The sequence below is a fragment of the Curtobacterium sp. SL109 genome (genome assembly GCF_026672405.1).
Classification (GTDB): domain Bacteria; phylum Actinomycetota; class Actinomycetes; order Actinomycetales; family Microbacteriaceae; genus Curtobacterium.
Window position 1 is genome coordinate 22,438 of sequence record NZ_JAPPRB010000002.1, and the last position, 13,996, is coordinate 36,433.

The window sequence follows — 13,996 nt, forward strand, 5'->3', positions numbered from 1 at the left end:
CAGCATCTGCCGCGGAGAGTCTAGCAGAGGAGCACCGTGACCGACACCCCGCCCAACGACCTCGCCACCGAGGCCTCCATCGACGACATCGACGCCGCCCGCGACATCGCAGAGGTCCCCGCGGTCGAGCTCATCAACACCGTGGCCGTGCACCTGCTCAGCGCCGCAGCCGTGAAGGTCGGGCTCGCGGACGACCCGCAGCAGCAGACCGACCTGGACGAGGCGCGCAAGCTCATCACCGCCCTGGCCGGCCTGGTCACCGCGGCAGCGACCGAGATCGGCGACCACCACGCCCGTCCGCTGCGCGACGGTCTGCGCTCGGTGCAGCTCGCGTTCCGCGAGGCGTCCGCCATCCCGGACGCGCCGGGAGCCGGCCCCGGCGAGAAGTACACCGGTCCCGTCAACTGACGGGTCGGGACGCCACCAGATGACGGACGGGAGGCTCGGTGCCAGCTGGCACCGAGCCTCCCGTCCGTCACGGTGTCGCGACCAGCACCCTCAGGACGTGACGAGGCGCTCCACCGCTGCCACCGGGATGCCGACCCAGGTCGGCCGGTTGCGCGCTTCGTAGACCACCTCGTAGACGGCCTTGTCGACCTCGAACGCGTCGAGCACGGCGTGGTGTGCGCTCAGGTCGGCGCCGATCCCGCGCTGGTAGCCGTCGAGGAAGGCGGCGCGGGCCTCGCGGGCCCAGTCGGCTGCGTCCACCGGGTCGTCGTCGCGCGCGAGAGCGCCGGCGACGTAGTCGAACGAGCGGAGCATGCCGGCGACGTCGCGCAGGGGCACGTCGGGCAGGGAGCGTTCGTCGAGCGGGCGCAGGGGCTCGCCCTCGAAGTCGAGGAAGACCCATCCGCGGGGCTCCGGTGCCGAGAGCACCTGGCCGAGGTGCAGGTCGCCGTGGATGCGCTGGAGTGCCGGCCACTCGACCGCCGCGGCGCGCTCGTAGACGGCGCGGACGGCGTCGGCGTGCTCGGCGATCGCGGGGACCTCGGCGGCGGCGGTGTCGAGTCGGCTGCGCATGGTCTCGATCGCGGCGGCGACGCGGTCCGGGGTGGCGGGCACCGTCGGCATCACGCCCGCGAGTGTCACGTGGATCTCGGCGAGCGCGGCACCGAGCCGGTCGGCCCCGGCCGCGAACGAGTCGCCACGGCGGGCGTCGTCGAGCGCGACGCGCCAGGCGTCGTCGAGACCGGGCAGGAACTCCTGGGCGAACGCGAGGTGTCCGCTCGCGATGCCGTCGTCGCGCCCGGTGTCGGGCCACTCGCCGTGCAGTGCGCCGAAGACCTTCGGGACCCGCGCGGACCCGGCTGCCGAGAGCGCCTGCTGGGTCGTGACGTCCGGGTTGTCGCCGTGGTGGAGCACGCGGAACACCTTGACGATGACGGTGCCGTTGTCCTCGGTCTCGCAGATGACGGAGGTGTTGGACTGTTCGCCGCGCAGCACGCGGGCGCTCGTGACGCGGCCGATGGGTCGCAGGGACTCCTCGCCGGCGTCGATGCGCCCGAGGAGCCAGCGCGCGTAGGCCGGGTCGTGGGGGCCGTCGTACTGCGTGCCCTCGGGGTCGATGCGCGCGGACTCGAGTTCGGGGACGGGTGCGCTGTGCTCGGTGACGGGCACCTGGTAGAGCACCGCTCCGGTGGCGGCGTCGTCGATGACGAACCGCGTGGCCACCCGCGCTTCGTCGGTGGTCTCGTCGATCTCGGCGATCGTGCGGAGGTCGGGGACACCACCCTTCGCCGCGTACCAGCGCTGCTGAGCCATCCACTGTGCGACGTCGGTCATGCCTCAGGACGCTACGCGACGGCGGCACCGGCCGTCACAGGTCCTCCACAACGCGTGCCCACCGTCTCGCTCTCCACAGGCTGCGGCTCCCCCGGTGCCGACCGAGTCGCGGCGGACGACACTGTCGCCATGGACACGCAGAACGCACCCAGCGACACCACCGCCGGAGCACTCGCCGAGCCCCGGCGGTCCTGGCGCATCCCCGACGACCGGCGGCTCCCCGCGCTCGAGCCCTACGCCCACGCCGTCGAGCGGACGCCACCCCTCACGGTCCGCGAGACCCTGTGGGACACTGCGGGACGGACCCTGGCGTTCGCGGGCGTCGAGCTCCTGCGGGCGGAGGGGCCGGCGGGCGGGGGCACGGCGGCGGGTGGGGATGGCGCCTGGTCGATCGACCGCGGGGACGGGCCGGTGCCGCTGCCGTGGGACAGCGGGGGCGAACCGAGGCCGCCGCGGGACGCCGTCGAGGTGTTCCTGCGCGGGCAGCCCCTGCAGGTCGTCCGGGTCCGGGACACCGCGACCACGCTCGTGGTCCTGCGTGGCAAGGACGGCCGGGTCCGAGCCGAGGTCGCCGACGTGCGCGTGGACGAGGGCGACCCGGACACGGCACTGCTCCGCAGCGCGCGGTGGTGGGCGCTGACGGACGACGGGGACCCGGGCTCCGTCTCCCGAGCGGTCGAGCGGGCACTCCTCGACGCGGCCGAGGACCCCGGCCGCGGACCGAACGACCCCGTCCCGCGGCTGGCGCCTGTCCGTCGTCCGGCGGTGGACACGGCCCGACGACCCCGTCCGGGCACGGCGGCGGCGTTCGTGCGCGGGGTGGTGGCGGACCTCCGCGCCGAGCTCGTCACGATCGACCCACGGGTGCGGGCCGACGAGCGGGAGGCCGTGCACGACCTGCGGAAGGTGCTGCGCCGTCTGCGCAGCGTGTTGGCGGTGTTCCGTGGGGCGCTCGACCGGGACGCCACCGAGCATCTCCGCGGTCGGCTGGCCGAGGTCAGCGGGGTGGCCGGCACAGCACGGGACGCCGAGGTGCTCCGCGACCGGCTGCTCCGCTCGGCATCGCGGGCACCGCAGGGCTACGTCGACGCCGACACGCTCGACCGGCTCGGTGCGCAGTTCGAGGACCACCGCAGGACGACGGCGGCCGAGCTCCGGCGGGTGATGGGCTCCGCTGTGTGGTTCGCGGCGCTCGATGCACTGGACGACCTGGTCGAGACCGCTCCCCCGGGGCCGCACGCCACCGACGCCGCCACCGTCTTCGTGGCGAAGCGCATCCGGCGCGAGCGTCGGCGGGTCCTGGCGCTGATCGAGGACTCCGTCACGGGTGCGGGTGCCGGCGACGAGGACCTCGCAGTGCTGCACGGACAGCGGAAGGGAGCGCGCCGCCTGCGGTACGCGCTGCAGGCCGCCGGTGACACGGCAGACGTCGGGAAGCGGCGACTCGGACGGCTGCGGCGGGTGCAGGACACGCTCGGGGACGCCCTCGACGCCGCGCACGCTGCCGAGGCCTACCGCTCGGCCGCGGCGCGCGATGCGGGTACGGGTGGGCGTGCGGGTACGGGTGCGGGGTCCGACTCCGGCGCGTTCGTGCTCGGGGTACTCGCGACGACCGAGCGCCTGGTCGTCGAGCGGCAGGTCGCCGAGGGCCGCCGGCTGCTCACCGGGCTCGGCGCCGCTCTGCGAGGATGAGCGTGTGCCGCACTACCTCGAGGACCTCGCCGCCGGACAGACCTTCACGACCCCTGGTCGCACGATCACCGAGGCCGACGTGGTGTCGTTCGCCTCGTGGACGAACGACAACAACCAGGTGCACACGGACGTCGAGTTCGCCGCGCGCACCCGGTACGGCCAGCGGATCGTGCACGGGATGCTCGGCGCCTCGCTCTGCGTGGGGCTCATCGCACGGACCGGTGTGTTCGAGGGCTCCGCGGTCGCGCTGCTCGGGATCGACCAGTGGCGCTTCACGGCTCCGGTCTTCATCGGGGACACCGTCACGTGTCAGGTCGAGATCCTGTCGACCCGCCTGACCAGCTCGGGCACGACCGGCATCGTCGAGCGCCTCGTCACGCTGCGCAACCAGCACGCCGAGGTCGTCCAGCAGGGGCGCATGGACGTCATGGTCCTGACGCGCGCCGCTGCGATCAGCTGACGCGAGCCCGGGCCGAGCCTGGAGCCGATGCCGGTGCCGGTGCCGGTGCCGGTGCCGGTGCAGCCGATCGGCGCGTGACGATGTGCGGATCGTCCTCCTGACGGCTCGCATCACGGTTTACAACGATGTACCGATGCGTCAGCATGGGTGCATGAGCACGCTCGACGGCACCGTCGCCGCACCCACCAGCGCATCAGCAGGCCTCCCCCTCGCCACTCGACAGGACGGCTCGTACCCCCGGCCCCAGATGCTCCGCGAGCACTGGGCCGACCTCGACGGGACGTGGTCGTTCCGGAACCAGGGCGACGACAGCGCCTGGCGATCGGGCTTCCCCGACGCGCGGGACATCAGCGTGCCGTTCCCGCCCGAGTCCGTGGCGTCGGGCATCGACGAGCCCGGCTTCCACCCCGTCGTCTGGTACTCCCGCACGCTCACCCGAGCAGACCTCGACGCCGCCGGCCTCGGCGACGCCGCGCCCCGGCTCGTGCTGCACTTCGGCGCGGTCGACAACCGCGCGCGGGTCTGGATCGACGGCCAGTTCATCGGCGAGCACGAGGGCGGTCACACGCCCTTCGCCTTCGACGTCACCGACGCCCTCGGCACGGACCCGGACGCCGAGCACACCCTGGTCGTCCGCGCGGAGGACGACCCGCACGACCTGACCCAGCCCCGCGGCAAGCAGGACTGGCACGAGGACCCGCACACCATCTGGTACCGCCGCACCACCGGCATCTGGCAGACCGTCTGGCTCGAGGCCGTCCCGAGCGCGTCCATCGCGTACCTCCGTTGGACGAACGTCGACCACGCGACGCTCCGGCTGACGGTCCGCTTCGCCGGGGTCCGGGCGGGCGGGGAGCGGCTGCGCGTCGAGGCCCGCTGGGACGAGCACGACGAGCACCTCGCGACGATCGAGTCCACCGTCGGCGACACCGCCACCGAGTTCGACGTCCTCGTGCCCCTCACCCGCCAGGCGAACGGGCAGGCCGAGGACGAACTGCACTGGTCGCCGGAGCACCCCCGCTTGGTGGATGCCACCGTCGCCCTGCTCTCCCGCGACGGCGAGCCGATCGACACCGTGGCGTCGTACTTCGGCGTCCGCACGGTCGGGATCGACGGCGGCGCGTTCCTGCTCAACGGGCGCAGCCACGACGTCCGCAGTGTCCTCAACCAGGGCTACTGGCCGGACTCGCACCTCGCGGCCCCGTCGCGCGAGGCACTGCGCCGTGAGGTCGAGCTCATCAAGGAGCTCGGCTTCAACGCGGCCCGGAACCACCAGAAGATCGAGGACCCGCGGTTCCTGTACTGGGCAGACCGCCTCGGGCTGCTGGTCTGGGGCGAGGCGCCCGGCGCCTACGAGTTCTCCCCGCGCGCGGTCCAGCGGCTGATGCGGGAGTGGATGGACGCCGTCGAGCGCGACGCCTCACACCCCTCGATCGTCACCTGGGTCCCCGCGAACGAGAGCTGGGGCGTGCAGCACATCGCCACGGACCCGGCGCAGCAGGCCTACGCCCGGTCACTCGCCGACGTGACACGAGCGATCGACCCGACCCGTCCGGTCATCTCCAACGACGGGTGGGAGCACCCCGACTCCGACATCATCACCGTCCACGACTACGAGGGCGACGGAACCCGACTCGCGGCCACCTACGCCGACGACGCCGCGCGCACCGAGCTGTTCCACGGCATGGGCCCGGCCGACCGGCGCGTGCTCGTCGGCGGGGCGGAGGACCTCGGCCAGCCGGTGATGCTGACTGAGTTCGGGGGCGTCAACTACCAGCCAGGGTCGAAGCGCGATGACGCCTGGGGCTACACCTCGGCCACCGACGGCGACGACTGGATCACCCGCATCACCGCGCTCTACGACGCGATCCGCGCGAGCTCGTTCCTCGCCGGGTCCTGCTACACGCAGCTGACGGACACGATGCAGGAGACCAACGGCCTGCTGAACGCCGACCGCACCCCGAAGGTCCCGATCGAGCAGATCCGGCGCGCGGTCACCGGGCACTAGCCGGGAGGCCCGCCCCAGGGAGCAGGAATGGTCGGGTCCACGAACTGGACCCGACCATTGCTGCTCCATCGACGCCTCTGCGCCCGATCGCGGTGTACGCGGACCGGACAGTGGCCCTGGTCTGCGAGGATCGTGCGGGTGACGAGCGTGGCGGAGACGACCCGGTCCTCCCGGCCGCTCCTGCGGACACTGCTGACGGGACGACACAGCGGGTGGACCGCGCCGCTCGTGATCTGGCTCGGCTCCCGGATCGTCAGCACGGCGCTGCTGGTGACGATGTTCGTGGTCGCGACGGCGAACGGGTGGGACTTCGCGTCGTACCGGCGCGACCCGTCCTTCGCCACCTTCTCCGGCTCGTGGGACGCGTCGTTCTACCGGACCATCGCCGAGCACGGGTACCCACGGACGCTGCCGACGGACGGGGACGGCAACGTGCTGCCCAACCCATGGGCGTTCCTGCCGGTGTTCCCGGCCCTCGTGCGCGCGGTGATGGCCGTGACCGGTGGGTCGTTCTGGGTCGCCGGTGTCGTCGTCGCGACCCTCGCGGGAGCCGGTGCCTGCGTGCTGTTGTACCGCCTGGTGCTCGCCGTCGGCTGTTCGCACCGTGCGCGCTGGGCGACGGCGCTGTTCGCGTTCGGGCCGACGGGGTTCCTGCTGCAGGTCGCGTACGCGGAGAGCACCGTGCTGCTGCTGCTCTTCGGTGGCCTGCTGGCGCTGGTGCGGCGGCGGTACTGGCTCGTCGCGGTGCTCGGGACCGTCGCGGCGTTCACGAAGCCCGGGGTCCTGGCGCTCGCCGTCGCCCTCGCGGTGCACCTGGTCGTGCGGTGGGTCGCCTGGGTGCGTGCCGGTCGGGACGCCGGGGGCTTCCCGTGGCGGGAGCGGGCGGCGATCGTCGTGGCGGGCCTCGTCGTCGCCGCGGCCGGGCTCGCGTGGCCGGTGGTCGCCGGGGCGGTGACGGGTCGGTCGGACGCCTACCTGGCGACGGAGCTGTCGTGGTGGGTGGGGTTCGTCGGCCGACCGCACTTCACGCCGATGACGCCGTGGTTCCTGATGGCGGGACGGTGGCTCGGGCCGATCGGCATCGTGCTCGTCGTGGCCGTCCTGGCCGGGGCGGTGTGGTTCTTCCGGCGGCGGGACGTCCGGGCCCTCGGGCCGGAGGTCGTCGGGTTCGCCGGGGCGTACGCGCTCTACCTGGTCGCGGTGTTCCTGCCGCAGCAGAGCCTGCCGCGGTTGCTCATGCCGATGGCGCCGCTCCTCGGGTCGGACGTCTTCGTCCGGACGCGGCGACGGGCGGTGACGTGGCTGCTCGTCGGGGTGGGCCTGCAGCCGGCGGCCGTCGTGCTGCTCTGGTTCCTCGGGTTCCCCTGAGGCTCGCGGCTCGCGGCACGCGAAAGCGCGGATCGAGCGGGCGGCGGGCGGCGGCGGTGGCGGTGGCGGTGGCGGCGAGCAGCGGTCGGAGCGCGAGGTGGCATCGCACAACCGGGATCGCCTCGAACCATGAACGTCAGCGGCGCGAGCCGACATTGGTGGTGCGGTGTCGATCGGCGCCGGCAACGGGGGCCAGGACGCTCGCGAGCTGGGTCGCGCTAGGCGTCGAACGTGTGGAACCAGGCGGTGCCGCCCGGGTGCTGCACCGTGATCATCTCGTCGAGGTCGCGGTAGGGGCCGTCCTGGTTGTGGCTGGCCGAATTGATCCGGACGGTGCCGTCGGGCTCGGTGAAGACCTCGGACACGATGGTGGTGTGGTCCGGGGAGTCGTTGTGGTTCCAGTCGAAGAAGACGATGTCCCCGACCCTCACCTTGTCCCGCTCGTCGAGGGAGCGCCGGGTGAGGCCGAACGTCGCGGCGTTGGCGTCGAGCCACGGGTCCATCGTCGGGCAGTACGTCCAGGTGGCCGAGTGCGCGGCGCCGCCGGAGCGGTTGTACCAGTCGTCGCGCTGCTTCCAACCCCGGGCGACGAGCGTCTGGTTGACGTAGTTCGCGCAGTCCCCGCCGATCGGGTTCATGGTGCCGTACTCGGCGAGGTTGTAGTCCTTCCAGTGCCGCATCGCGTACTCGAGCTGGCGGTCGACCGCGGTGAGCGTGGCGTACGCGAGCGTCGTCGTCGCGAGAGCAGCGGACGCGTCGGGCGTGGGCGGCGCTGCCGGCGTGGTCGTCGCGGCGTCGCTCTGGGTCGCGCCGCTCTGCCCGTCGTTCGCCGCGCTGCCGTTGCCGTCCGAGCTCTGGTTCGCCGAGGCCACCGGGGCGATCGCGTCGGCGAAGAGCGCGACGTCGGCGTCGCCGGCCGTGTACATCGCCTGGTGCGGGGCCGTGAACGTGACCTTCGTGGCCGTGGCCTCGACGTCGCGGGCAGGGACACCCCCGACGGTCACACCACGGACCGCGGCGAGCCCGGCACCGGTCACCGTGACCGTGACGCCGCCGGTCAGCGGGACCTGCGCTGGCGTGAGGGCCTTCGCTGCGGCCTTCTCCGAGCCGGAGCCCGCAGCCGAACCCGAGGCAGCAGCCGAACCCGAGGCCGCGCCGGACGCCTGACCAGCCGCACGCGACCCACCCGCCGCAGCCGTGGAGGCGCCGGAGCCCTTCGGGGCGTCGGACGAGCAGGCCGCGGCGACGAAGCCGATGCCGGCGACACCCGCGAGGGACAGGAGCGAACGACGTGTGAACGAGGAAGTCATGACCTCGTCAGCGTACGGGACGCCCTCCGACAGACGACGGGACGCGCGGGCGCTCAGACCGCGGCGCTGGCACCGGTGACGTTCACCATCCAGGTCACGCCGAACCGGTCGGTCAGCATGCCGAACTCGTCGCCCCACGGCGCGACGGTCAGCGGCTCGATGACCGTACCGCCTTCGGACAGCGCCGCGAAGAACCGGCGGAGGTCCTCGGCGTCGTCCCCGGACACCGACAGCGAGATGTTGCTCGTCGACGAGCGCTCCATGCCGTTCGGGGTGTCGGACCCCATGAGCAGGAACCCGTTCGGCGTCACCAGCTGGCCGTGCATGATCTTGTCGACCTCGGCCGGGTCGTCGGAGGCGTGCATCTCGCCGAAGGTGCCGAGGCTCAGTTCACCGCCGAACACCGACTGGTAGAACTCCATCGCCTGGCGGGCGTCGTCGCGGAAGCCCAGGTAGGGGCTCAGGTGCGAGGTCATGGCGGGACTCCTCTGTCCGCCCGGGCGACACTGCCCGGTGCTCAGCGTCAGCGTGGCACGGGCGGGGGCGCGCCGCAACGATGTGACGTCACCTCACAGCATGACCGCCGGACAGCAGAACGGCCCGGAACCGTGGGGTTCCGGGCCGTTCTGTCACGTGGTGGAGCTAAGGGGATTCGAACCCCTGACCTTCTCATTGCGAACGAGACGCGCTACCAACTGCGCCATAGCCCCAAGTGCTCGACCACACTAGCACCGTCGTGGAGCGGAACCGAAATCGGTCCGCGGCCCTCGGGCGTGCCGTCGGTCAGACCGCGCGACGGCGCCGCATGATCGCGTCGAGGTCGGCCTGTTCGTAGGCGTCGTCCCCGATGACCCCCATGCCGGCCCACTTGCTCGGCGGTGTCTGGGCGACCGGTGCGGTGGGGTCCGGCGTGGCCCGCAGCCCGAGCCGCTCCGCGAGCGTGCCCTGGTCGTGCGCCGACAGGGCCGTGGCCGCCTCGTCGACGTCGGGACGCATCCGCGACACGGTCGCGAGCGACGGGTCCGTCTGTCCGGCCCGGATCGCGGCGACCTCGGCGTCCGCCTCGGCCTTGGCGGCCGCGACGCGCTCCTTCAGCCGAGCAGCGAGCTCGGCCGACGACTCCGGCGCGGCGGCGGGAGCGGCGGGCTTCTCCACGTAGAGGGGCTTCGGCACGCGTGCCGGCGTCCAGCTGCGGTCGGTCTCGGACGGCTCGGCGACGGTCTCCGTCCGCAGCGGCGGCGCCGGGTCCGTCCATGCGCTGGCCGGCCGGGAGGCTCGGCTGGCGTCCGGCGCGGACGCCGCGGCACGGGTCTTCCGCGCCTGGGCGACCTGGTGCAGCTGGGCGAGGACGACCGCCGAGCCACCGGCGGCGACGACGCCGGCGACGGCGATGAGCCAGGCCGAGGGTGCGGCGACGAGGACGACGAGCGCCACGACGAGGCCGAGGGTGCCGAGCAGGGTCGCGCCGAGTCGGGAGCGACGCATGCGCATGGCGGTGAGTGCTGGCACGGAGGACGCCTTCTCGAGCGCAGGGGCCTGTTCGGCCAGTCGACGGGTGATCTCGCGCTGCCGCGCAGCTTCGTGCGCGCGGACGATCGCGGCGCGCTTGGCTTCTTCCGACTTGGCGACCTTCTGCGCCTCGGCGAGGGACTTCGCGTTCATCTCGATGCGCACCTCGTCCGGCAGCTCGGCCGTCTGCGCGAGGATGCGGAGGGTCTGCTGGAGGCGGATGGCGTTCCGCTCGGTGGCGAGGTACTCACGCCGTGCGGCCCAGGACGGCATCAGGTACACGAGCCACAGCACCGCCGCGACCAGCAGGACGATGCCGCCGCCCCATGACCCGAATCCCATGGGGGAAGGCTAGGGGTGGCCGTTCACCGCACCCGTGATTGGGGGACGTGTGTTGCGCGAGTCGCGAGCAGATCCACGGGAGGCGGGGCGAGCCTCCCGGCCGGACCCACGCACCACGGGGCGGACGTCAGTGGTGGCGACGACCCGTGTCGATCGGGGCGGCGGCCTCGTCGCGGGCTGCGAGCGGGACGCTGCCGACACCGGGCGGGACGTGCCCGCCGACCCAGCGTTCGAGGACGCCCTCGCGCACCTCTTCCGCGACGAGGGCGAAGCAGAAGTGGTCGCGCCAGTCACCGTTGATGTGGATGTAGCGACGACGGAGGCCCTCGTACCGGAACCCGAGCTTCTCGACGACGCGGAGCGACGGGGCGTTCTCCGGGCGGATGCAGATCTCGAGACGGTGGATGCCGACGTTGCGGAAGCAGTGGTCGGTGGCCAGGGCGACGGCGATCGGCGTGACGTTGTGGCCCGCTGCGCCCTCGACCACCCAGTACCCGATCGACGCACTGGCGAGCGAGCCGTAGCTGACACCGGAGACGTTGAGCTGCCCGACGAAGCGGCCGTCGAGCTCCATCGCGAAGGGCAGTCCGAGTCCCGCGCGGGCGTTGGCCTGGAGCGCACGGATGCTGCCGCGGACGTCGGTGGAGACGTGCCCGGACGGGTTGGTCGCCTCCCAGGTGCTGAGCCAGGAGCGGTTCGTCGCGAGGGCCACGTCGAGGTCACGCGAGTCGCGGAGCCGGAGGGGGCGGATGGTGACCCGTCCGTGGGACAGGGTCGGGATGGTCGTCATCGGGCGGTTCCTCCGGTGCCCCGGCGGTCACCGGGACGGGTGTCCCGTGCGGGTCCGGCTGCACCGGGCCCGCACGGGATGGGTCGACTCATTCGCCCGCGTTGAACTCCTTGAGCCACGACTTGAGGTCGGGTCCGAGGTCCGCGCGGTCCGAGGCGAGCTGCACGATCGCCTTGATGTAGTCGAGTTTGTCACCCGTGTCGTACCGGCGTCCACGGAACACGACGCCGTACACGCCGCCGGTCCACTCCTCGGCGCTCGCCATCTTCATGAGCGCGTCGGTGAGCTGGATCTCGCCGCCCTTGCCCGGCTCCTGCTTCTCGAGGACGTCGAAGACCTCGGGACGGATGACGTAGCGGCCGATGATGGCCAGGTTCGAGGGCGCCTCGCCCTGCGCCGGCTTCTCGACGAGGCCCGTGATCTTCACGACGTCGTCGGTGTCGGTCGGCTCGACCGTGGCGATGCCGTAGAGGTGGGTCTGCGACTCCGGGACCTCGAGGAGGGCCACGACGGTGGCGTTCTTCTGGCCCTGGACCTCGATCATGCGCTTGAGCAGCGGGTCACGGGCGTCGATGATGTCGTCGCCGAGGAGGACGGCGAAGGGTTCACGACCGACGTGCATCTTGGCGCGGAGCACCGCGTGGCCGAGGCCGAGCGGGTCGCCCTGTCGGACGTAGTGCATGTCGGCGAGGTCGGTCGACTGGTTGACCTTCTGGAGCTTCTCGTGGTCGCCCTTCTTGCGGAGGGTCTCCTCGAGCTCCGACACGTGGTCGAAGTGGTTCTCGAGCGCGTTCTTGTTGCGCCCGGTGATCATCAGCACGTCGGTGAGACCGGCGTCGACTGCCTCTTCCACCACGTACTGGATGGCTGGCTTGTCGACGACGGGGAGCATCTCCTTCGGCATCGCCTTGGTCGCGGGGAGGAAGCGAGTGCCCAGCCCTGCAGCTGGGATCACCGCCTTGGAAATCTGGAAGCCCATGTCGATGACCGTATCCGATGGGGGTTGCGGGGTCATGTCGCCGGAACGGAGGACACGGGCTTTGCGCGGAGGTCTGGCGGGTTCCCGCACCGACCCGCTCGCACCGCGGTCGTTAGACTCCTGCGCATGATCCCCGATCTCGGCAACGAGAAGCGCGCGCTGCGGGCCGAGCTCCGGCAGCGGCGACGCACCAGGACCACCACCGAGCGGGACACCGACACCGCCGCCCTCACCGCGACCCTGCAGCGGTTCGCCGAGGAGCGGCAGGTCCGGTCCGTCGCGCTGTACCTGTCGGCGTCGGACGAACCGAACGTCCGACCGTTCCTGAACTGGGCGCTCGAGCATGGCATCCGGGTGCTCCTCCCCGTCACCCGCGAGGACGGCCTGCTCGACTGGGCGGTCGGCGACGGGTCCTCCGAGACCGAGGGCCTGTTCGGCATGCCGGAGGTCGTCGGTGAGGTGCTCTCCCCGCTGGCGATCAACGACGTCGACGCGATCCTCGCCCCGGCCGCGGCGGTCGGGCACGACGGCGTCCGGATGGGCTGGGGACGCGGCTACTACGACAAGACCCTCGGGTCCATGGCGAACCGTCCGCCCGTCTATGCTGTGATCTTCGACGCCGAGTACCTCGACGAGGTCCCGCGCGAACCCCACGACGAACCCGTCGACGGCATCATCACGCCGTCACGCATCATCACGTTCCGGAGCTAGACGTGCCCACCTACTCGTACCGCTGCACCGAGTGCGGCACCGCGTTCGACATCAAGCAGTCCTTCTCCGACGCCACGCTCACCGAGTGCCCCACGTGCGGCGGGGTGCTCCGCAAGGTGTTCTCCCCCGTGGGTGTGACGTTCAACGGTGGCGGCTTCTACCGGACTGACTCGCGGCCGACGCCGAAGGGCGAGGGGTCGGGGTCATTGTCCTCGTCGGGGTCGTCGTCGTCGGACGCCAAGCCGGCTGCGGCCAAGCCCGCGTCCGGGTCGTCGTCGGGGTCGTCGTCGTCTGGCTCCTCCTCGTCGGGCTCGTCCTCGTCCGGCTCCTCCTCGTCCGGCTCGTCGTCGTCCGGCTCGTCCGCGTCCTGACCGGGTCTCCGCCGCGCCGATAGGTTGAGGGTGTCGCCGACCGGCGGCCGTCCTCGACCCGGAAGGAGTCCCGCATGAAGGGCTTCAAGGAGTTCCTGCTCCGCGGCAACGTGATCGACCTGGCCGTCGCCGTGGTGATCGGTGCCGCGTTCACCGCGATCGTCACCACCATCGTCAGCGCCCTGATCAACCCACTGATCGGTGCGGTGTTCAACGCGTCGAGCCTGGACGAGGCGCTCGTCTGGAAGATCCCGACGGTGTCCGGCGGCCACGCCTCGATCCTGTTCGGGGCGGTCATCGGCGCGGTGATCAACTTCCTCATCGTCGCCGCGGTCGTCTACTTCGCACTCGTCGTGCCGGTGAACCACCTCAAGAAGGTCGCCTTCGAACGGGTGAAGAACGACATCGAGCAGACGCCGCAGGACGTCCCGCCGACCGACGTCGAGGTGCTGCTCGAGATCCGCGACCTGCTCCGCACGCAGAACGGGGAGCCGTCGAACACCGGCTCGGGTGCCCACGTCGCGCCGAGCACCGCACCCCAGGGCCCCGGCATCGGCGGCTCCACGAAGCTGTAGCCCCGGCCGACACAGTCGGCCGTCGCACGACACCGGTGTTCCGCGGGGACGCGCTGCCGCGAGACACCGGTGTTCTGCAGACGCGCCGCGGACAACCGC

General features: G+C 72.1%; 14 protein-coding genes and 1 tRNA gene. 8 read left to right on the plus strand and 7 right to left on the minus strand.

Annotated features, from left to right (window positions below):
- The first annotated feature begins 36 nt into the window (after nt 1-36).
- Nucleotides 37-408 carry a DUF1844 domain-containing protein gene (locus OVA28_RS01365; RefSeq protein WP_194663307.1) on the plus strand — a complete coding sequence of 124 codons (372 nt, stop codon included), beginning with the start codon at nt 37-39 and terminating at the stop codon, nt 406-408.
- A 90-nt stretch (nt 409-498) separates the two neighbouring features.
- Here the strand turns inward: OVA28_RS01365 and OVA28_RS01370 are convergent, their stop codons facing one another.
- Nucleotides 499-1,782 (minus strand): maltokinase N-terminal cap-like domain-containing protein, encoded by a 1,284-nt coding sequence (locus OVA28_RS01370; RefSeq protein ID WP_268095487.1) that lies wholly within the window; start codon nt 1,780-1,782, stop codon nt 499-501.
- Between the two features lie 129 nt (nt 1,783-1,911).
- On the opposite strand from OVA28_RS01370, the gene OVA28_RS01375 reads away from it, so the two are divergent.
- The 4 genes from OVA28_RS01375 (at nt 1,912) to OVA28_RS01390 (ending at nt 7,310) form a co-directional block, all read left to right on the plus strand.
- On the plus strand, nt 1,912-3,474 hold the full coding sequence (locus OVA28_RS01375) for a CHAD domain-containing protein (protein WP_268095488.1): 1,563 nt from the start codon (nt 1,912-1,914) through the stop codon (nt 3,472-3,474).
- 4 nt (nt 3,475-3,478) lie between these two features.
- Entirely contained in the window at nt 3,479-3,934 is a 456-nt protein-coding gene (locus tag OVA28_RS01380) for a MaoC/PaaZ C-terminal domain-containing protein (protein WP_268095489.1), read from the plus strand.
- Nucleotides 3,935-4,085: 151 nt separating this feature from the next.
- Nucleotides 4,086-5,942, plus strand: coding sequence for a glycoside hydrolase family 2 protein (locus OVA28_RS01385; RefSeq protein WP_268095490.1), 1,857 nt, complete (start codon nt 4,086-4,088; stop codon nt 5,940-5,942).
- Between the two features lie 138 nt (nt 5,943-6,080).
- Nucleotides 6,081-7,310: a hypothetical protein gene (locus OVA28_RS01390; protein WP_268095491.1), complete on the plus strand. Its 1,230-nt coding sequence runs from the start codon at nt 6,081-6,083 to the stop codon at nt 7,308-7,310.
- A 218-nt stretch (nt 7,311-7,528) separates the two neighbouring features.
- Here the strand turns inward: OVA28_RS01390 and OVA28_RS01395 are convergent, their stop codons facing one another.
- From OVA28_RS01395 to galU, 6 genes are all read right to left on the minus strand, one after another.
- Entirely contained in the window at nt 7,529-8,620 is a 1,092-nt protein-coding gene (locus OVA28_RS01395; protein WP_268095492.1) for an amidase domain-containing protein, read from the minus strand.
- 53 nt (nt 8,621-8,673) lie between these two features.
- Complete coding sequence (locus OVA28_RS01400; RefSeq protein ID WP_194663320.1) at nt 8,674-9,096, minus strand: VOC family protein; 423 nt, start codon at nt 9,094-9,096, stop codon at nt 8,674-8,676.
- Nucleotides 9,097-9,254: 158 nt separating this feature from the next.
- Nucleotides 9,255-9,330: transfer RNA gene (locus OVA28_RS01405), tRNA-Ala, on the minus strand.
- A gap of 73 nt (nt 9,331-9,403) precedes the next feature.
- Nucleotides 9,404-10,471, minus strand: coding sequence for a hypothetical protein (locus tag OVA28_RS01410; protein WP_268095493.1), 1,068 nt, complete (start codon nt 10,469-10,471; stop codon nt 9,404-9,406).
- Between the two features lie 127 nt (nt 10,472-10,598).
- Nucleotides 10,599-11,261 (minus strand): GNAT family N-acetyltransferase, encoded by a 663-nt coding sequence (locus tag OVA28_RS01415; RefSeq protein ID WP_268095494.1) that lies wholly within the window; start codon nt 11,259-11,261, stop codon nt 10,599-10,601.
- Between the two features lie 88 nt (nt 11,262-11,349).
- Entirely contained in the window at nt 11,350-12,240 is an 891-nt protein-coding gene (galU, locus tag OVA28_RS01420) for a UTP--glucose-1-phosphate uridylyltransferase GalU (RefSeq protein WP_194663325.1), read from the minus strand.
- Between the two features lie 126 nt (nt 12,241-12,366).
- On the opposite strand from galU, the gene OVA28_RS01425 reads away from it, so the two are divergent.
- The 3 genes from OVA28_RS01425 to mscL all read left to right on the plus strand — a co-directional run bounded on the left by OVA28_RS01425 (nt 12,367) and on the right by mscL (nt 13,897).
- Complete coding sequence (locus OVA28_RS01425; RefSeq protein WP_268095496.1) at nt 12,367-12,951, plus strand: 5-formyltetrahydrofolate cyclo-ligase; 585 nt, start codon at nt 12,367-12,369, stop codon at nt 12,949-12,951.
- Between the two features lie 2 nt (nt 12,952-12,953).
- The gene (locus OVA28_RS01430; RefSeq protein WP_194663329.1) at nt 12,954-13,322 is read left to right on the plus strand and encodes an FmdB family zinc ribbon protein; all 369 of its coding nucleotides are present in this window, start codon (nt 12,954-12,956) and stop codon (nt 13,320-13,322) included.
- A gap of 74 nt (nt 13,323-13,396) precedes the next feature.
- Complete coding sequence (gene mscL, locus OVA28_RS01435) at nt 13,397-13,897, plus strand: large conductance mechanosensitive channel protein MscL (protein ID WP_194663331.1); 501 nt, start codon at nt 13,397-13,399, stop codon at nt 13,895-13,897.
- The last annotated feature ends 99 nt before the right edge of the window (nt 13,898-13,996 follow it).